The sequence below is a fragment of the Klebsiella sp. R390 genome, from assembly GCF_051131745.1.
In the GTDB taxonomy this organism is placed as follows: domain Bacteria; phylum Pseudomonadota; class Gammaproteobacteria; order Enterobacterales; family Enterobacteriaceae; genus Klebsiella.
Genome location: NZ_CP180445.1, coordinates 4,907,876 through 4,925,592 on the forward strand (window position 1 = coordinate 4,907,876; position 17,717 = coordinate 4,925,592).

At 54.6% G+C, this 17,717-nt stretch carries 19 protein-coding genes and 1 other annotated feature; of the genes, 14 read left to right on the top strand and 5 right to left on the bottom strand.

All coding sequences use genetic code 11. The features are described from left to right. Window positions 1-95 precede the first annotated feature (95 nt). The 8 genes from thrS (at window position 96) to ihfA (ending at window position 7,402) form a co-directional block, all read left to right on the top strand. Entirely contained in the window at window positions 96-2,024 is a 1,929-nt protein-coding gene (thrS, locus tag ACMYSP_RS22960; protein ID WP_123754724.1) for a threonine--tRNA ligase, read from the top strand. Between the two features lie 3 nt (window positions 2,025-2,027). Further along, the gene (gene infC, locus ACMYSP_RS22965) at window positions 2,028-2,570 is read left to right on the top strand and encodes a translation initiation factor IF-3 (protein ID WP_123754723.1); all 543 of its coding nucleotides are present in this window, start codon (window positions 2,028-2,030) and stop codon (window positions 2,568-2,570) included. Window positions 2,571-2,667: 97 nt separating this feature from the next. Beyond that, window positions 2,668-2,865, top strand: a complete 198-nt coding sequence (gene rpmI, locus ACMYSP_RS22970) for a 50S ribosomal protein L35 (protein ID WP_001124225.1) — start codon at window positions 2,668-2,670, stop codon at window positions 2,863-2,865. Window positions 2,866-2,915: 50 nt separating this feature from the next. Then, entirely contained in the window at window positions 2,916-3,272 is a 357-nt protein-coding gene (rplT, locus tag ACMYSP_RS22975; RefSeq protein ID WP_004102963.1) for a 50S ribosomal protein L20, read from the top strand. Between the two features lie 145 nt (window positions 3,273-3,417). Further along, window positions 3,418-3,543, top strand: a sequence feature (Phe leader region). Further along, complete coding sequence (pheM, locus tag ACMYSP_RS22980; protein ID WP_001386830.1) at window positions 3,423-3,467, top strand: pheST operon leader peptide PheM; 45 nt, start codon at window positions 3,423-3,425, stop codon at window positions 3,465-3,467. Its footprint overlaps the feature before it by 45 nt. Before the next feature lie 168 nt (window positions 3,544-3,711). Next, window positions 3,712-4,695, top strand: a complete 984-nt coding sequence (pheS, locus tag ACMYSP_RS22985) for a phenylalanine--tRNA ligase subunit alpha (RefSeq protein ID WP_032687130.1) — start codon at window positions 3,712-3,714, stop codon at window positions 4,693-4,695. Window positions 4,696-4,710: 15 nt separating this feature from the next. Next, window positions 4,711-7,098 carry a phenylalanine--tRNA ligase subunit beta gene (gene pheT / locus ACMYSP_RS22990; protein ID WP_434584350.1) on the top strand — a complete coding sequence of 796 codons (2,388 nt, stop codon included), beginning with the start codon at window positions 4,711-4,713 and terminating at the stop codon, window positions 7,096-7,098. A 4-nt stretch (window positions 7,099-7,102) separates the two neighbouring features. Continuing rightward, window positions 7,103-7,402: an integration host factor subunit alpha gene (gene ihfA / locus ACMYSP_RS22995; RefSeq protein WP_004851790.1), complete on the top strand. Its 300-nt coding sequence runs from the start codon at window positions 7,103-7,105 to the stop codon at window positions 7,400-7,402. Window positions 7,403-7,484: 82 nt separating this feature from the next. Here ihfA and ACMYSP_RS23000 read toward each other — a convergent pair whose 3' ends face one another. Genes ACMYSP_RS23000 through ACMYSP_RS23010 form a run of 3 tightly spaced genes read right to left on the bottom strand, consistent with a single transcriptional unit; the run spans window position 7,485 to window position 10,053 of the window. Further along, window positions 7,485-7,838: a RidA family protein gene (locus ACMYSP_RS23000; RefSeq protein WP_434584352.1), complete on the bottom strand. Its 354-nt coding sequence runs from the start codon at window positions 7,836-7,838 to the stop codon at window positions 7,485-7,487. Then, complete coding sequence (locus ACMYSP_RS23005) at window positions 7,835-9,088, bottom strand: D-amino acid dehydrogenase (RefSeq protein WP_434584353.1); 1,254 nt, start codon at window positions 9,086-9,088, stop codon at window positions 7,835-7,837. Before ACMYSP_RS23005 ends, ACMYSP_RS23000 begins: the two co-directional genes overlap by 4 nt. Before the next feature lie 50 nt (window positions 9,089-9,138). After that, window positions 9,139-10,053, bottom strand: coding sequence for a LysR family transcriptional regulator (locus ACMYSP_RS23010; RefSeq protein ID WP_434584355.1), 915 nt, complete (start codon window positions 10,051-10,053; stop codon window positions 9,139-9,141). Between the two features lie 276 nt (window positions 10,054-10,329). Between ACMYSP_RS23010 and ACMYSP_RS23015 the strand changes: the two genes are divergently transcribed. Continuing rightward, window positions 10,330-11,763 (top strand): gluconate:proton symporter, encoded by a 1,434-nt coding sequence (locus ACMYSP_RS23015; RefSeq protein WP_434584356.1) that lies wholly within the window; start codon window positions 10,330-10,332, stop codon window positions 11,761-11,763. 151 nt (window positions 11,764-11,914) lie between these two features. Beyond that, the gene (btuC, locus tag ACMYSP_RS23020) at window positions 11,915-12,901 is read left to right on the top strand and encodes a vitamin B12 ABC transporter permease BtuC (protein WP_434584357.1); all 987 of its coding nucleotides are present in this window, start codon (window positions 11,915-11,917) and stop codon (window positions 12,899-12,901) included. A 54-nt stretch (window positions 12,902-12,955) separates the two neighbouring features. Here btuC and ACMYSP_RS23025 read toward each other — a convergent pair whose 3' ends face one another. Next, entirely contained in the window at window positions 12,956-13,756 is an 801-nt protein-coding gene (locus ACMYSP_RS23025; RefSeq protein ID WP_434584358.1) for a MetQ/NlpA family ABC transporter substrate-binding protein, read from the bottom strand. Between the two features lie 223 nt (window positions 13,757-13,979). Between ACMYSP_RS23025 and ACMYSP_RS23030 the strand changes: the two genes are divergently transcribed. The 4 genes from ACMYSP_RS23030 (at window position 13,980) to selO (ending at window position 17,396) form a co-directional block, all read left to right on the top strand. Then, window positions 13,980-14,531 carry a glutathione peroxidase gene (locus tag ACMYSP_RS23030; protein WP_434584359.1) on the top strand — a complete coding sequence of 184 codons (552 nt, stop codon included), beginning with the start codon at window positions 13,980-13,982 and terminating at the stop codon, window positions 14,529-14,531. Then, complete coding sequence (gene btuD, locus ACMYSP_RS23035; protein WP_434584360.1) at window positions 14,531-15,280, top strand: vitamin B12 ABC transporter ATP-binding protein BtuD; 750 nt, start codon at window positions 14,531-14,533, stop codon at window positions 15,278-15,280. The genes ACMYSP_RS23030 and btuD overlap by 1 nt, the downstream gene beginning before the upstream one ends. A gap of 81 nt (window positions 15,281-15,361) precedes the next feature. Further along, window positions 15,362-15,826, top strand: coding sequence for a C40 family peptidase (locus tag ACMYSP_RS23040; RefSeq protein WP_434584361.1), 465 nt, complete (start codon window positions 15,362-15,364; stop codon window positions 15,824-15,826). A 127-nt stretch (window positions 15,827-15,953) separates the two neighbouring features. Beyond that, window positions 15,954-17,396: a protein adenylyltransferase SelO gene (gene selO / locus ACMYSP_RS23045; RefSeq protein WP_434584362.1), complete on the top strand. Its 1,443-nt coding sequence runs from the start codon at window positions 15,954-15,956 to the stop codon at window positions 17,394-17,396. Window positions 17,397-17,439: 43 nt separating this feature from the next. On the opposite strand, the gene hemP is transcribed toward selO, so the two are convergent. Beyond that, entirely contained in the window at window positions 17,440-17,619 is a 180-nt protein-coding gene (gene hemP, locus ACMYSP_RS23050) for a hemin uptake protein HemP (protein ID WP_434584364.1), read from the bottom strand. Window positions 17,620-17,717 lie beyond the last annotated feature (98 nt).

Consider the following 17,717-nt stretch of genomic DNA (forward strand, 5'->3'; position numbering starts at 1 on the left):
AAGCGGGAGCTGTGCTACAACTTGTTGATAATTATGATTATATTGTTTTGTATGTGCTCTTTCGTGCGGGGCACCACTGCAAATAAGGACATGAAATGCCTGTAATTACGCTTCCTGATGGCAGCCAACGCCATTTTGACCACGCAGTCAGCCCGCTGGATGTCGCTCTGGATATCGGTCCAGGCCTCGCGAAAGCGACTATCGCCGGACGTGTTAATGGTGAGCTGGTTGATGCCTGCGACCCTATCGAAAACGATGCAACGCTCTCTATCATCACAGCTAAAGATGAAGATGGCCTGGAGATCATTCGTCACTCCTGCGCGCATCTGTTAGGTCACGCGATCAAGCAACTGTGGCCCAATACCAAAATGGCTATCGGCCCGGTTATCGACAACGGCTTCTATTATGATGTCGACCTCGACCATACGCTGACCCAGGAAGATATCGACGCGCTCGAAAAACGTATGCACGAGCTCGCCGAAAAGAACTACGACGTCATTAAGAAGAAAGTCAGCTGGCACGAAGCGCGTGAAACCTTCGTTAAGCGTGGCGAAACCTACAAGGTTTCAATTCTTGATGAAAACATCGCCCATGATGACAAGCCTGGCTTGTACCATCACGAAGAATATGTCGATATGTGCCGTGGACCGCACGTACCGAATATGCGCTTCTGCCATCACTTCAAACTGATGAAAACGGCAGGCGCGTACTGGCGTGGCGATAGCAACAATAAGATGCTGCAGCGTATTTACGGTACCGCATGGGCTGATAAAAAAGCGCTTAACGCGCATCTGCTGCGTCTGGAAGAAGCATCTAAGCGTGACCACCGTAAGATCGGTAAGCAACTCGACCTGTATCATATGCAGGAAGAAGCACCGGGAATGGTGTTCTGGCATAATGACGGCTGGACTATCTTCCGCGAACTGGAAACTTTCGTACGTTCTAAACTGAAAGAGTACCAGTATCAGGAAGTGAAAGGCCCGTTCATGATGGACCGTGTGCTGTGGGAAAAAACCGGGCACTGGGACAACTACAAAGATGCGATGTTCACTACTTCTTCTGAGAACCGTGAATACTGCATCAAGCCGATGAACTGCCCGGGTCACGTACAGATCTTTAACCAGGGTCTGAAATCGTACCGCGATCTGCCGTTGCGTATGGCAGAGTTCGGTAGCTGCCATCGAAACGAGCCATCGGGTGCACTGCATGGCCTGATGCGCGTACGCGGCTTCACGCAGGATGATGCACACATCTTCTGTACTGAAGATCAGGTACGTGATGAAGTTAACGCTTGTATTCGTATGGTCTACGATATGTACAGCACTTTTGGCTTCGAGAAAATCGTCGTCAAACTCTCAACTCGTCCGGAAAAACGTATCGGTAGTGATGAGACCTGGGATCGTGCTGAGGCGGATCTGGCAGTCGCGCTGGAAGAAAACAATATCCCGTTTGAATATCAACTGGGTGAAGGCGCGTTCTACGGTCCGAAAATTGAATTTACATTGTATGACTGCCTCGATCGTGCATGGCAGTGCGGTACTGTACAGCTGGACTTCTCCCTGCCGCAGCGTTTAAGCGCCTCTTATGTTGGCGAAAGCAACGAGCGTCAGGTCCCGGTAATGATTCACCGCGCAATTCTTGGTTCACTGGAGCGCTTCATCGGCATCCTGACCGAAGAGTTCGCCGGCTTCTTCCCAACCTGGCTTGCGCCGGTGCAGGTCGTGGTGATGAATATTACTGATTCTCAGTCTGAATACGTTAACGAATTGACCCGTAAACTACAAAATGCGGGTATTCGGGTAAAAGCGGACTTGAGAAATGAGAAGATTGGCTTTAAAATCCGCGAGCACACTTTACGTCGTGTCCCGTATATGCTGGTCTGTGGCGACAAAGAAGTCGAAGCCGGCAAAGTTGCGGTGCGTACCCGTCGTGGTAAAGACCTCGGCAGCATGGACGTAAACGAAGTGATCGAAAAGCTGCAACAAGAGATTCGCAGCCGCAGTCTTCAACAACTGGAGGAATAAGGTATTAAAGGCGGAAAACGAGTTCAAACGGCACGTCCGAATCGTATCAATGGCGAGATTCGCGCCCTGGAAGTTCGCTTAACAGGTCTGGAAGGTGAGCAGCTGGGTATTGTGAGTCTGAGAGAAGCTATCGAAAAGGCTGAAGAGGCCGGAGTAGATTTAGTTGAAATCAGCCCTAACGCCGAACCGCCAGTTTGTCGTATTATGGACTACGGCAAGTTCCTTTATGAAAAGAGTAAGTCTTCTAAGGAACAGAAGAAGAAGCAAAAAGTTATCCAGGTTAAGGAAATTAAATTCCGACCTGGTACCGATGATGGCGACTATCAGGTAAAACTCCGCAGCCTGATTCGCTTTCTGGAAGATGGCGATAAGGCCAAGATCACGCTGCGTTTCCGCGGTCGTGAGATGGCCCACCAACAGATCGGTATGGAAGTGCTTACGCGCGTCCGTGACGATCTGAGTGAACTGGCAGTAGTCGAATCCTTCCCAACGAAGATCGAAGGCCGCCAGATGATCATGGTGCTCGCTCCTAAGAAGAAACAGTAAGGCCTTCAAGTAGCAATGTCTGTGGAGCCTTTTAGGTTCCGCAGCTGTTGTTCGCCTACGTTTCGTTTATTAACAATGCGAAGTGGAAGTTATTAAAATGCCAAAAATTAAGACCGTACGCGGTGCTGCTAAGCGCTTCAAAAAAACCGGTAAAGGTGGTTTTAAGCACAAGCACGCTAACCTGCGTCACATTCTGACCAAAAAAGCTACCAAGCGTAAACGTCACCTGCGTCCGAAAGCCATGGTTTCCAAAGGCGATCTGGGCCTGGTAATCGCGTGCCTGCCGTACGCATAAGTCGTTAACCCTTTTAACTTTTTAATTAGAATAGATACAGGAGAGCACATATGGCTCGCGTAAAACGTGGTGTAGTTGCCCGTGCACGTCACAAGAAAATTTTGAAACAAGCTAAAGGTTACTACGGTGCGCGTTCTCGCGTATACCGCGTTGCCTTCCAGGCTGTTATCAAAGCAGGTCAGTACGCTTATCGTGACCGTCGTCAGAAAAAGCGTCAGTTCCGTCAACTGTGGATTGCGCGTATCAACGCAGCAGCACGTCAGAACGGTATTTCTTACAGCAAATTCATCAACGGCCTGAAAAAAGCCTCTGTTGAAATCGACCGTAAGATCCTGGCTGACATCGCCGTATTCGACAAATTAGCGTTCACCGCGCTGGTCGAAAAAGCGAAAGCAGCTCTGGCATAAGCCAGTTGAAAGAGGGAGCTTGTCTCCCTCTTTTTGTTTATGCCCGTCTTAGAATTATTTCGGGCATAACCCTATAAGAAGATTGACTTTTATTGCTGTAAGCTTTTCAATACAGCTCTGACGTTTAGTTCCTGACAAGGTAATGCAAGCATGAATGCTGCTATTTTCCGCTTCTTTTTTTACTTTAGCACCTGAATCCAGGAGGCTAGCGCGTGAAAGATGAAACGGAAAACAGCGCCAGAAAGCCTCCCACTGTGGAGGCTTTTTTCGTATATGAACCCGTTCATGCTATTTCAAGCTGCAGGGGCGTTAGTGAGTTTGCGCCTGCGACGACAGAGCTCTTTTTGCCACGTGATGCGCGGCGCTGCCTGTAACTCGAAATAGTCAGAACGACATAATGACCATAACCGGTGTCTGCACCGACATAATGAGGAAAACCATGTCACATCTCGCAGAGCTGGTTGCCAGTGCGAAGGCAGCCATTAATGAGGCATCAGATGTTGCCGCGCTGGACAACGTCCGCGTGGAATACCTGGGTAAGAAAGGGCATCTGACCCTTCAGATGACCACCCTGCGTGAGCTGCCGCCAGAAGAGCGTCCGGCTGCTGGTGCGGTCATCAACGAAGCGAAAGAGCAGGTTCAGCAGGCGCTTAACGCGCGTAAAGCTGACCTGGAAGGCGCTGCGTTAAACGCCCGCCTCGCCGCTGAGACCATCGACGTCTCTTTACCAGGGCGCCGTATTGAAAACGGTGGCCTGCATCCGGTAACCCGCACCATCGACCGTATCGAAAACTTCTTCGGTGAGCTGGGCTTTACCGTGGCGACCGGTCCGGAAATCGAAGATGACTACCACAACTTTGATGCGCTGAATATTCCGGGCCACCACCCGGCCCGTGCCGATCACGACACCTTCTGGTTTGATGCCACGCGTCTGCTGCGTACCCAAACCTCTGGCGTGCAGATCCGCACCATGGAAAACCAGCAGCCGCCGATCCGTATCATTGCCCCGGGCCGCGTCTATCGTAACGACTACGACCAGACCCACACCCCAATGTTCCACCAGATGGAAGGCCTGATTGTTGACACCAACATCAACTTCACCAACCTGAAAGGGACGCTGCACGACTTCCTGAATAACTTCTTTGAAGAAGACCTGCAAATTCGTTTCCGCCCGTCCTACTTCCCGTTCACCGAACCGTCCGCTGAAGTTGACGTGATGGGTAAAAACGGTAAGTGGCTGGAAGTGCTTGGATGCGGCATGGTGCACCCGAACGTCCTGCGTAATGTCGGCATTGACCCGGAAGTCTACTCCGGCTTCGCCTTCGGGATGGGGATGGAGCGTCTGACGATGCTGCGCTACGGCGTGACCGATTTACGTGCGTTCTTCGAAAACGATTTGCGTTTCCTCAAACAGTTTAAATAAGGGCAGGACAGCATAATGAAATTCAGTGAACTGTGGTTACGCGAGTGGGTAAACCCGGCGATCGACAGCGAAGCGCTGGCGAACCAGATCACCATGGCTGGTCTGGAAGTTGACGGCGTTGAGCCGGTAGCGGGTACGTTTAATGGCGTGGTAGTTGGTGAAGTAGTTGAGTGTGGCCAGCACCCGAATGCTGACAAACTGCGTGTGACCAAAGTCAACGTCGGCGGTGAACGTCTGCTGGACATCGTCTGCGGCGCGCCAAACTGCCGTCAGGGGCTGAAAGTTGCGGTGGCGACGATCGGTGCCGTACTGCCGGGCGACTTCAAAATTAAAGCGGCTAAACTGCGTGGCGAGCCGTCTGAAGGAATGCTGTGCTCGTTCTCCGAGCTCGGAGTTTCCGACGATCATAGCGGTATTATCGAACTGCCGGCGGATGCGCCGATTGGCACCGATATCCGTGAATACCTGAAGCTGGACGATAACACCATCGAAATCAGCGTCACGCCGAACCGCGCTGACTGCTTAGGTATCATCGGCGTGGCCCGTGATGTGGCGGTGCTGAACAAATCTCCGCTGAATGCGCCGGAGATCGCACCGGTCGCGGCGACCATTGCCGATACGCTGCCTATCAGCGTTGAAGCGCCGGACGCCTGTCCGCGCTATCTGGGCCGTGTGGTCAAAGGCATCAACGTCAACGCGCCGACGCCGCTGTGGATGAAAGAGAAGCTGCGTCGCTGCGGCATTCGTTCGATCGATGCGGTGGTTGACGTGACCAACTATGTGCTGCTTGAGCTGGGCCAGCCGATGCACGCGTTCGACTGCGACCGTATTGACGGCGGCATCGTGGTGCGTATGGCGAAAGAGGGCGAGACGCTGGTGCTGCTGGATGGCAGCGAAGCCAAACTCGATACCGACACCCTGGTGATTGCTGACCATCACAAAGCGCTGGCAATGGGCGGCATCTTTGGCGGTGAACACTCTGGCGTCAATGATCAAACCCAGAACGTGCTGCTGGAGTGTGCTTTCTTCAGCCCGCTGTCAATCACCGGTCGCGCGCGCCGTCATGGCCTGCACACCGACGCCTCTCATCGCTATGAGCGTGGTGTTGATTCCGCGCTGCAGTATAAAGCAATGGAACGCGCAACTCGTCTGCTGATCGATATCTGCGGCGGTGAAGCCGGCCCGGTCATCGACGTGACCAACGAAGCGGCCTTGCCGAAGGCGGCGACCATTACGCTGCGCCGTAGCAAGCTCGATCGTCTGATCGGCCATCATATTGATGATGCGCAGGTCAGCGACATCCTTACCCGTCTGGGCTGTGAAGTGACAGCAGGCAACGGCGAATGGCAGGCGGTGGCACCGAGCTGGCGTTTTGATATGGAAATCGAAGAAGATCTGGTGGAAGAAGTGGCCCGGGTCTACGGTTATAACAATATTCCTGATGAGCCGGTGCAGGCGGGGCTGATTATGGGCACCCACCGCGAAGCCAATCTGTCGCTGAAACGTGTAAAAACGATGCTCAACGACAAAGGCTATCAGGAAGTGATTACCTACAGCTTCGTTGATCCGAAAGTACAGCAACTGATTCACGCAGGTGAAGAAGCACTGATTCTGCCAAGCCCGATCTCCAGTGAAATGTCGGCTATGCGCCTGTCGCTGCTGACCGGCCTGCTGGGAACGGTGGTCTATAACCAGAACCGTCAGCAAAGCCGTGTGCGTATCTTTGAGAGCGGTTTACGCTTCGTACCTGATACTCAGGCGCCGCTGGGGATTCGCCAGGACGTGATGCTGGGCGGCGTTATCTGCGGTAACCGCAATGATGAGCACTGGAATCTGGCAAAAGAGACCGTCGATTTCTATGATTTAAAAGGCGATCTGGAATCCGTTCTGGACCTGACCGGTAAATTAGCCGACATCGAGTTCCGTGCAGAAACGCACAGCGCACTGCATCCGGGCCAGTCAGCAGCGATTTATCTGAAAGGTGAACGTATTGGTTTCATTGGGGTTGTTCACCCGGAACTGGAACGTAAACTGGATTTGAACGGCCGCACTTTAGCTTTCGAACTGGAGTGGAACAAGCTCGCAGACCGCGTGGTGCCTCAGGCGCGCGATATTTCACGTTTCCCGGCGAACCGTCGCGATATCGCTGTTGTGGTCGCTGAAAACGTACCTGCAGCTGATGTTTTGACCGAGTGTAAGAAAGTTGGCGTAAATCAGGTAGTTGGCGTAAACTTATTTGACGTGTACCGTGGTAAAGGTGTGGCGGAAGGCAGTAAAAGCCTTGCGATTAGCCTAATCCTTCAGGATACCAGCCGTACACTCGAAGAAGAGGAGATTGCCGCTACCGTTGCCAAATGTGTAGAGGCATTAAAAGAGCGATTCCAGGCATCATTGAGGGATTGAACCTATGGCGCTTACAAAAGCTGAAATGTCAGAATATCTGTTTGATAAGCTTGGGCTTAGCAAGCGGGATGCCAAAGAACTGGTAGAGTTGTTTTTCGAAGAGGTTCGTCGTGCTTTGGAAAACGGAGAACAGGTTAAACTCTCCGGGTTCGGCAACTTCGATTTGCGGGATAAAAACCAACGCCCGGGTCGTAACCCGAAAACGGGGGAAGATATTCCCATTACAGCCCGGCGTGTGGTGACCTTCAGACCCGGTCAGAAACTGAAAAGCCGTGTCGAAAACGCTTCGCCCAGAGAAAAATAATCTGAACTAACTAAAAAGGCCGCTTCTGCGGCCTTTTTCTTTGGCATTCTTTTTCTATTGCCTTTTTCTGTTGCATCGAACGTTACGACTTTACGGCCGTTATCATCACTTCGACCAGAATGTCCGGACGCGCCATCTCGGCCTGCACCGCCGCTCGTGCCGGGCTGTGACCTTCCGGCAACCATGCAACCCACTGCTCATTAAACCCGGCAAAATCTCGCGCCATATTCTTTAGCCACACCTGCGCGGAAAGCAGATGACGATTATCACTCCCGGCTTCAGCCAGCAGCGCATCAATTTTCGCTAACACCTCCTGTGTCTGTAGCCGGATGTCCTGGTCGCTGCTTATTGGGGTTTGCCCGGATAAAAAAATTAGATCGCCATAGCCGACGCTGGCGGAAAGTCGGGGCTGCGGGTGGTTACGTTGGATTGTCATACGGCGTGTTCCCATGTCAGACCTGCCAGAGAAATAGCAGGGTTATCGTCGTTGAGCAGGGCGGCAAGGATCACCGCGCTGCCGGCAGCCAGGGTGAAGCCAAGGCTCCCCTGACCGAGGTTCATCCACAAATTCTGATAGCCGGCACGGCCAAGCAGCGGCGGCCCGGCGGGTGTCGAAGGGCGCATTCCGCACCAGGCTTCAGCATCCTCAATGCCCTGTAGCTGCGGAAAGCTGCGGGTGACGATCTTTTTGAGCGCCTGGATCCGCTCCGGGCGCAGTTCATCGCCGTCATAGCCAATGTCGACCATCGCCGCAATGCGCAGGCGGTCGCCCAGGCGGGCGTAGACCACTTTATGGCCGTAGTCGGTCACGCTGATGTCGGGGGCGATACCGGGTGTGGTCGGGAAGGGCAGGGTCAGACTGTAGCCTTTCAGCGCACACAGCGGCACGCGCACGCCGGTCGTTGCCAGTAAGGGGGCGCTGCCGTTACCTGCCGCCACGATGTACTCATCGCCGACAATAGTTCCCTGACTGGTGTCGACGGAGTGGATACGGCCGCCTTGCTTATTCAACTGTTGCACTTCGCAATGGCTGGTCAACGTAAAACTGGGGCTGGCGTTCAGCTTGCGAAGCAGCGCCTGGCAGAATTTTTGGCAGTCGGCGGTTTCATCGCCAGGGGAATAAATACCGCCTTGCAGCGCGGAGTGAATGTATTTCAATGCCGGCTCAAGCTGAATACACTCATCGGCATTCAGCGCCTGCTGATATTGCGGGTTAATACCTTTGGCGGCTTTATTGAAGTCATATGCCCGGCGATGAACAATTAATTTCCCGGAACGTCGCCAGTGAAAGTCGCTCAGATTATCCTCATTCAGCCACTCCTGCATCACCTGACGGCTCAATAATGACAGACGCAGAATATGGTCGCCGTTGACCTTATTGGTCTGGCTGTTACAGGCACGAAGAAACTGTAGCAGCCAGCGCCATTGATCCGGCGCCATTTTCAAACGCATATTCAGCGGAGAGTCGCTTTTCCCCATCCACTTTATTCCCTGCAGGGGAACGCCACGGTCGGCCAGCGGTGCCACATAACGGTAGCTGAGCTGTCCGCCATTGGCGAAACTGGTCGCCATACCGGGTTGTGCCTGACGCTCCAGCAATTGAACCTGGTGGCCGCCTTTAATTAACTCATAGGCCGTTGCCAGCCCAATCACTCCGCCGCCGATAATGACAATGCGCTTTTTCATATCCTGATATATCCGCCACTGATAAATACCTGCGCTTTATGTCAAAGCATTTACCGGTGTGGCGCAATTGACTTTTTATTTTCAGGGTATAACTCCAGGTTAATCTCCTGCAGCTGATGGCGAAGTCGCTTGCAGAGAAAATCGACCAGCTTCTGGCTAATAGGACTAAGCGAAACGTCCGCCCGTCGCAGCAGGCACAGGGGGAGCAGCATCGGCGGCTCGATAGGGTGAATCAGCGCCGGTTCGAGATTATGCCGGGCGGAAAAAATATCGGTAATGCTGCATCCCATTCCGCGTTTCACGAACTCGGTGGCCATGTAATAGGTTTGCACGTTCAGGCGGGTGGTTAAAAAATCACGGCGGGTGGCGATGGCGGCGGAGAGCGAGTGGGGGCTGGGCGAGATCCAGCGCTGCTGGTCAATTTCGTCAATCGCCACCGGGCTCTGACGGAAATCCCGGTCGATATAGACCAATGGAACCTCGGCAATCACGATGGATGTGATCTCTCCTTGCTGAACGGGCTGTAAGGTCAGAGCCAGATCGATCTCGCGCAGGTCCAGTTTTTTGACCAGGGTCTCAGTATGTTCGGTGCTGAGCGTCATCACCAGATTGCTGTTTTGCTGATAGAAATCGGTGACCAGTTCCGGGACCAGGCTCAGGCCGAGGCTCGGCAGACAACCAAGGCTGATTTTCGCTCTCGGGTCACGGGCCAGGTTATCGGCGAGCAGACGCAGGTTATCGAGATCCTGATAGATATTCTGGGCTTTCTCGAACAGCGTCAGCGCCTCGCTGCTTGGCAGCAGCTTGCCGCGAACCCGCTGAAAGAGTTGAAAACCCAGCTTTTGTTCGGCGTTTTTGAGCGCCTTACTGGCGGCGGGTTGAGAGATATTAAGCGACTCCGCCGCGCGAGAAAGTGTGCCGCAGGTCATCACGGCGTGGAAGATTTCCAGGTGACGCAGTTTCATGACGAGTTAACTCAGGGTTATAGAGAACAGATAAAAAGTCATTTTCTAATAACAGTAAGTTAACATAAATTTAATCCGCGTTCAGCGCACCGTTCACATATTGCGCTGGCTGCGCCGCCGTCAGGCGGATAATCCGATTCTCAGAACATGATCTGTAAACCCTACATACCCCTCAGGCGACAGAGCCAACAACGATAACGAGGGGGGATATTTTCTGAGCAGGTCCGAAACGCCGCGCTGAAATAACGGCCGGTTTGATTGGCAATAAGGAGTTATATGAGTGACTCAACGCTCTCTGGCAAACCGATATCCAGACAAAATATCACCAGAAAAAATATTTTTATTGGCCTGCTGTTAGGGGTGTTTTTATTGACTGCGCTCTGGTGTCACAACCAGCCCGTCGCGGAATTAGGCTTGCTGAGTTTTACGCCGCTGGTCGCATTAGCGGTGCTGTCGATTGTCGGCGTGGATATTGTGCTGGCGGTGATCTCTTCCATTATTATCGCGATGATCATGACCTCTACCAGCCTGCCTGAAATGGGCACGATGCTGGCGAAGTCCACCGGTTCTTTTATCGCCACCGTCGGCCTGATTATTATGCTCGGCGCCGGAGTCGGCGAAGTGGCCACCCGCACCGGTGCAGCGGTGGAACTGGTAAAATTTGTGGTGCATCGCATTGGTCTTTCCAGCCAGACCCGGGTTAAATTTGGCATCGTCATCTCGTCGATCCTGATCTGCGGGGCGCTGGGCACGATGGCCGGCGGCAACGCGATCATTGTGGCGGTGATTATTCCCGTTGCTGCCGCGGTCAGGCTGACGCCGCCGACGGTTGCCGCACTGATGATGACCGCCGGTTCCATCGGCCTTTTTACCGGGCCGTTTACCCCCAGTACCGTGACCATCCTCAAACTCGGGGGGCTGAGCTACCCGGATTACCTGCTATATGTCGGGCTGCCAATGAGTGCCGTAACCCTGCTGGCCGGCTGGGTGATGGCGGGGCGGATTCAGAAAATGACCGAAGGCAAACTGAGTTATGAAGTTGACCTGTCTGAAAAAGTCCAGGAGCAAGAGAACCCCGCCGTCTCTCGCCGCAAGAAGCTGAGCGCCCTGGCCTTTGCGGCAACGATCATCGTGATGGCGGTGATTGGGGTGGTAATTAAAGCCGGTTTTAGCTTCGCGATTATTGTCATGCTGCTGGTGGCGCTGATCACCGGGCTGGTCGGCGGGCTGCGGCCTACGCAGATTTTGCAGGCGCTGTATCATGGCTGCGGTCGTCTGGTGTGGATGTTTATCCTCTACTGGCTGTATAACCCGATCCTTGAGCTGATGGACGGACTCCATGCTTACCAGGGCCTGCTGGATTATACCCAGCCGCTGCTGGAGGGGATCTCGCCGGCCTGGCTGTGCTTCTGTATCTTTGCGTTTAATATTATTGGCCACGTGCCCGGTGCGGCGGTGGCGCAGATGACCTTTACCCATAAAATCTTTGGCCCGATGCTGATGGCTGCCGGAGTGCCGCCGCAGGGAACCACTGCGGTGCTGCTGGCCTCATCGCAGGTTGACTGGTTTGGTCCGTTCCCGTCCTCGGATATGTTTGGTCAGATGGGGCTGGCGCAATCGACGCATCTCAAATATATGCTTTATAACGGCTGGGCTATCGTTATCGCCAATATTATCCTCTTTGCACTGTTGTTCCAGGTGTTGGTGTAACCGCTCTTCAGACGTTGCGCGACGCGCCTGAATCTCTGGCGCCGCGCTCCCCGAAACCTCCGCGATAAATGCTGTCGACGGAGGTTTTGCTTTTCTCCCCCGGATCCCCACCGTAAAATCAACGGCATCTCTTTCTTGCGTCACGGAAATTATGCTGACCTTTGCTCAGATTCAACAGCGCCGCAGTCGGCGCTGGCTTATTGCTTTACTGCTGTTGCTCCTCGCCATGGTCGTCGTCAGCCTCTGCGCCGGAGAACAATGGATCGGCCCGCAAGAGTGGTTCAGCGCCAAAGGGCAGCTGTTTATCTGGCAGATCCGCCTGCCGCGCACCGTAGCGGTGCTGCTGGTGGGCGGTGCGCTGGCGCTTTCCGGGGCCATTATGCAGGCGCTTTTTGAAAACCCGCTGGCGGAGCCGGGGTTGCTTGGGGTCTCTAACGGCGCCGGAGTCGGGTTAATTGCCGCGGTATTGCTGGGGAAAGGCTATCTACCGGGCTGGGCGTTGGGACTGTGCGCCATTGCCGGCGCGCTGCTGATCACCTTTATTCTACTGCGTTTTGCCCGCCGCCATCTTTCAACCAGCCGCCTGCTGCTGGCGGGGGTGGCGCTGGGGATCATCTGTAGCGCGCTGATGACCTGGGCGGTCTACTTTTCGACCTCCTTCGACCTGCGTCAGCTGATGTACTGGATGATGGGCGGGTTTGGCGGCGTGGACTGGCAGCAGCTCTGGCTGATGCTGGCGCTGTTGCCGGTGCTGGTCTGGGGATGCCTGCAGTCGCAAGCGCTGAATCTTCTGGCGCTGGGTGAAGTCTCGGCCCGTCAGCTGGGTCTACCGCTGTGGTTATGGCGGCGGCTGCTGGTGGTCGCAACCGGCTGGCTGGTGGGGGTAAGCGTGGCGCTGGCGGGGGCGATTGGCTTCATTGGTCTGGTTATCCCCCATATTCTGCGACTCTGCGGATTAAGCGATCACCGCGTCCTGTTACCTGCCTGCGTGCTCAGCGGCGCCAGCGCGCTGTTAGGGGCGGATATTATTGCCCGCCTGGCGCTGTCGGCGGCGGAACTGCCGATCGGGGTCGTTACCGCGACGTTGGGGGCGCCGGTCTTTATCTGGCTGTTACTGAAATCTGTTCATTCGCATTAAGCAAAAACGCTCGAGTACGCTGGCGCAGCGCGGGCCGCCGCGCCAGCACAGGGATTACCAGCCTTTGATGGCATCACCTTTATAGACTTCCATCGCTTTATCCGCGACTTCTTTGGTCTGGAAGGCCGCGGTCAGCTCCTGAATCTTCTTGCTGTCTTTGTTGTCCTCGCGAGAGACGATCGCATTGACATACGGCGAGTCAGGTCCTTCCATAAACAGACCGTCACGAGCGGCAGAAAGCCCCGCCTGCGCCGAGAAGTTGGTGTTGATAATCGACAGCGCGACGTTCGGGTCGTCCAGCGTACGGGTCAGCTGCGGGGTGTCCACTTCAACAATTTTCAAATGTTTCGGGTTATCGATGATATCCAGCGAGGTTGGCAGATAGCCGACGCCGTCTTTGAGCTTAATTAAGCCCTGCGCCTGTAACAGCAGCAGGCTGCGGCCCAGCGTAGTGGTTTCATTCGAGATAGACACCGTCGCGCCATCCGGGAGCTCGTTGAGGTTTTTAATTTTGCGCGAATAGGCGGCAATCGGGAAGACAAAGGTCTTGCCGACGACAGCAAATTTGTAGCCACGCTCTTTTGACTGTGCCTCGAGGTATGGCAGCGTCTGGAAGGCGTTAGCATCCACGTCTTTATTATTTAACGCTTCGTTAGGCAGCACATAATCATTGAAGGAGATCACCTCGACATCGAGGTTGTATTTTTCCTTGGCAACCTGCTCAACGACCTTCCAGATAGCTTCATCCGGACCGGTGTTGATCGCCACTTTCACCTTGTTGTTATCGTCAGGAGAGCAGGCCGATAACAACACCACCGATGCAGCGATTAACGCCGAACTTAACAACTTTTTCATCTCAAAAACTCTCTCAAATTAGTCCATAAGAAAATGCTATTACATCCATTTAACACTGTACACTGAATTGCCTGCCGACCATATTGAGAGGAATTCATGTTGCCAGAGGGTCGGTGCGGTGTCACCGATAGCGGATTCAAAGTACAATAGCGCGCCGTGAATCCGCTACAGTAGATAGGGATCACCTTAAACAAAAACCGGTTTTATCGACTGAGGGAAGGCTATGCAACACGATATTCTGAATACGGAAGTCACCACTATCGATGGCGAAAAAACGACGCTGGCGGGCTACGCGGGTCAGGTACTGCTGATCGTGAACGTGGCGTCAAAATGTGGTCTGACGCCGCAGTATGAGCAACTGGAAACTTTGCAGAAGGATCTTGAAAAAGACGGATTTACCGTGCTTGGTTTCCCGTGCAACCAGTTCCTGGGCCAGGAGCCGGGGAGCGAAGAGGAGATTAAAACCTTCTGCAGCACCACCTACGGCGTGACTTTCCCGCTGTTCAGCAAAATTGATGTCAATGGCGAGCATCGTCATCCGCTGTATCAGAAACTGGTCGATGCAGCCCCCCAGGCCGTGGCCCCGGAAGGTAGCGGTTTCTACGAGCGGATGGCAAGCAAAGGTCGCGCACCGGTCAACAGCAACGACATTTTGTGGAATTTCGAAAAATTCCTGCTCGGTAAAGATGGTCAGGTTATCCAGCGTTTCTCGCCGGATATGACCCCGGACGATCCGCAGCTGGTTGCCGCCATTAAAGGGGCGCTCGCGAAATAATGCCGTTTTTGATGCAGCTTGAAGATGTCGAAGAGGCCGGACGCCTGGCGCCGTTTAGCGCGCAGGTTCGCCCTGGAGAAATGGTGCATCTGGTGGGGCCAAATGGCGCCGGTAAAAGCACGTTGCTGATGCGCATGGCGGGGCTGAGCAGTGGCCCCGGACAGGTTCTCTTCAATGAACGCCCGCTGACGCAGTGGCCGGCCCAGGAACTCTCCCGGCACCGGGCCTATCTGAGTCAACACCAGGCGCCGCCCTTCGCCATGCCGGTCTGGCACTATCTGTCGCTGCATCTGCAAAACGGTGTGCAAAACGAAGTGCTCGGCACGGTTGCCGCGCAGCTGGGCCTGAGCGACAAGCTCGGGCGTCAGGTCGGCCATCTGTCGGGCGGGGAGTGGCAACGCGTGCGTCTGGCAGCCGTGATCCTGCAGGTCCATCCGCAGGCCAACCCGGCGGGGCAGTTGCTGCTGCTGGATGAACCCATGAACAGCCTTGACGTCGCACAACAGGCGGCACTTGACCGCGTACTGGCCGGGCTGTGCGAGGCGGGGGTAGCGGTGGTGATGAGCAGTCACGATCTGAATCATACCCTGCGGCACGCGCAGCGGGCGTGGCTGATCTGTCGCGGGCAGGCGATCGCCTGTGGTGAAACATGCGCGGTATTAACCGAAGAGAATTTGATCGCCGCTTACGACATTCCCTTTGAGCGTATTGCGGTTGCTGGTCATTTTATGCTCGTTGCATCACAGTAGCACGATGCTACCTTGCCAGTGTATTGATAAACCAGCTAAATTATCCTGACGAAATCATAGGGAACAGAGGAATCGTCTGAGATGCGTTTGTGGTTCATTTTATTGACGGCGCTATTTCTGGCTGGCTGTAGCCACCATCGGGCGCCGCCGCCGAATCCGCGGTTGGCAGATTCCATCACCGTTATCGCCAACCTCAATGAGCAGCTGCGCAACTGGCGAGGCGCGCCTTACCGCTACGGCGGCATGTCACCACGCGGCGTGGACTGTTCCGGCTTCGTAGTGATGACCTTCCGCGATAAGTTCTCGATGCAGCTACCGCGCGAAACGCGTGAACAGGCGGAAGTCGGCACCAAAATTGATAAAAGCGACCTGCTGCCGGGGGATCTGGTGTTCTTCAAAACCGGTTCCGGTGACAGCGGGTTGCACGTGGGGATCTACGATACCGATAATCAGTTTATCCACGCCTCTACCAGCCAGGGCGTAACACGTTCTTCACTGGATAACGTCTACTGGAATAAGAAATTCTGGCAGGCACGCAGAATATAGCATCGTGTATGTATCGTGGATGCCGTGAAAGGGGAAGCGTGAGCTTTCCTTTTTTTATGTGGATAACCCTGCGGTTCACCCGTGTTAATACCTTGTTGAAGGCACTACACTGGAGACAGGAGGAACCATGACCCTGTCTTTTACTACCCACTGGCGTGATGAACTGCCGGATTTCTATACTGCGCTCGCGCCCACACCGCTGCACAATGCCCGGCTTATCTGGCATAACCCGGCGCTGGCGCAAACCCTGGGCGTCCCTGATGCTCTGTTCCACCCGGCGCAGGGCGCTGGCGTGTGGGGCGGTGAAACGTTACTGCCCGGCATGTCGCCGCTGGCGCAGGTCTACAGCGGCCACCAGTTTGGCGCCTGGGCCGGTCAACTGGGCGATGGCCGGGGGATACTGCTCGGCGAGCAGCAATTGACTGATGGTCGTCGCGTCGACTGGCACCTGAAAGGCGCCGGGCTGACCCCGTATTCACGAATGGGAGACGGGCGGGCCGTACTGCGCTCAACGATTCGTGAAAGTCTGGCCTCGGAAGCGATGCAGGCCTTAGGGATCCCGACGACCCGCGCCTTAGCCATGGTCACCAGCGATACGCCGGTACAGCGCGAAACCCTCGAGAGCGGGGCGATGTTGATGCGTATTGCCGAGAGCCACGTGCGCTTCGGCCATTTTGAGCACTTCTACTACCGCCGCGAGCCGGAGAAAGTCCAGCAGCTGGCGGATTATGTGATCCGCCATCACTGGCCAGAATTGATCGATGAAGCGGATAAATATGTTTTGTGGTTCCGTGACGTTGTCACGCGAACGGCGACGATGATCGCCAGCTGGCAGACGGTAGGCTTTGCCCACGGGGTGATGAATACCGATAACATGTCGATTCTTGGCCTGACCATGGACTATGGCCCTTACGGCTTCCTCGATGACTTCAAACCTGATTTTATCTGTAATCACTCTGATTATCAGGGGCGCTACAGCTTTGAGAATCAACCGGCTGTTGGCCTGTGGAACCTCCAGCGCCTGGCGCAGTCGCTGTCGCCGTTCATTGCGGTTGAGGCGCTGAATGCGGCGCTAGACGGCTATCAGCATGCTTTGCTGACGGTGTATGGCCGCCGTATGCGTGACAAACTGGGTCTGTTTAGCCAGCAGAAAGGCGACAACGACCTGCTGGATGGCCTGTTCGCCCTGATGATCCATGAGGGCAGCGATTATACCCGTACCTTCCGCATGCTCAGCGTCAGCGAACAGCACAGCGCCGCTTCGCCGCTGCGCGACGAATTTATCGACCGGGCAGGCTTTGATAGCTGGTTCGAGCGCTATCGTGCGCGTTTGCGTGACGAGCAGATTGATGACGCCCGGCGTCAGCAGCACATGCAGAGTATTAATCCGGCGCTGGTGTTACGAAACTGGTTAGCACAACGTGCTATTGAGCAGGCGGAACAGGGGGATATGGGGGAACTAGCGCGTCTGCATGAGGTATTAACCCAGCCGTTTAGCGACCGGCAGGACGATTATGTTAACCGTCCACCCGACTGGGGAAGGCATCTCGAGGTCAGTTGCTCAAGCTGATGCCGCGCTAAGTGCCTTCTCCGCCCGAGTAGCTGGAGAGGGCTTATTTGGTGAGGATCAGTTTTCCCGCATGGGTCTGGCGCAGCAAATAGTGCTGACCGCCGTGTTCAATCACCACCCGGCCTTCTGGCCCAAGCAGCGTGCGGCTGTTTACCTTACGATCCGTCGGCACGGGGTAAGGGGCATTGTCTTTTGTTTTTTCTGCTGTGGCAGTGTTATCCATTCGCGTCATAGCACCAAAATAAAAATAAAAGCAACAATGATAATCATTATCAGTAATGTTAATTTTCACGGCAAGCGTTATTTGTGAAAACCCTATAT

Bases quoted from the DNA above. Each gene is read 5' to 3' on its own strand.
- thrS (WP_123754724.1), top strand. From the start codon at position 96: ATGCCTGTAATTACGCTTCCTGATGGCAGCCAACGCCATTTTGACCAC.
- rpmI (WP_001124225.1), top strand. From the start codon at position 2,668: ATGCCAAAAATTAAGACCGTACGCGGTGCTGCTAAGCGCTTCAAAAAA.
- rplT (WP_004102963.1), top strand. From the start codon at position 2,916: ATGGCTCGCGTAAAACGTGGTGTAGTTGCCCGTGCACGTCACAAGAAA.
- pheS (WP_032687130.1), top strand. From the start codon at position 3,712: ATGTCACATCTCGCAGAGCTGGTTGCCAGTGCGAAGGCAGCCATTAAT.
- pheT (WP_434584350.1), top strand. From the start codon at position 4,711: ATGAAATTCAGTGAACTGTGGTTACGCGAGTGGGTAAACCCGGCGATC.
- ihfA (WP_004851790.1), top strand. From the start codon at position 7,103: ATGGCGCTTACAAAAGCTGAAATGTCAGAATATCTGTTTGATAAGCTT.
- ACMYSP_RS23000 (WP_434584352.1), bottom strand. From the start codon at position 7,838: ATGACAATCCAACGTAACCACCCGCAGCCCCGACTTTCCGCCAGCGTC.
- ACMYSP_RS23005 (WP_434584353.1), bottom strand. From the start codon at position 9,088: ATGAAAAAGCGCATTGTCATTATCGGCGGCGGAGTGATTGGGCTGGCA.
- ACMYSP_RS23010 (WP_434584355.1), bottom strand. From the start codon at position 10,053: ATGAAACTGCGTCACCTGGAAATCTTCCACGCCGTGATGACCTGCGGC.
- ACMYSP_RS23015 (WP_434584356.1), top strand. From the start codon at position 10,330: ATGAGTGACTCAACGCTCTCTGGCAAACCGATATCCAGACAAAATATC.
- btuC (WP_434584357.1), top strand. From the start codon at position 11,915: ATGCTGACCTTTGCTCAGATTCAACAGCGCCGCAGTCGGCGCTGGCTT.
- ACMYSP_RS23025 (WP_434584358.1), bottom strand. From the start codon at position 13,756: ATGAAAAAGTTGTTAAGTTCGGCGTTAATCGCTGCATCGGTGGTGTTG.
- ACMYSP_RS23030 (WP_434584359.1), top strand. From the start codon at position 13,980: ATGCAACACGATATTCTGAATACGGAAGTCACCACTATCGATGGCGAA.
- btuD (WP_434584360.1), top strand. From the start codon at position 14,531: ATGCCGTTTTTGATGCAGCTTGAAGATGTCGAAGAGGCCGGACGCCTG.
- ACMYSP_RS23040 (WP_434584361.1), top strand. From the start codon at position 15,362: ATGCGTTTGTGGTTCATTTTATTGACGGCGCTATTTCTGGCTGGCTGT.
- selO (WP_434584362.1), top strand. From the start codon at position 15,954: ATGACCCTGTCTTTTACTACCCACTGGCGTGATGAACTGCCGGATTTC.
- hemP (WP_434584364.1), bottom strand. From the start codon at position 17,619: ATGGATAACACTGCCACAGCAGAAAAAACAAAAGACAATGCCCCTTAC.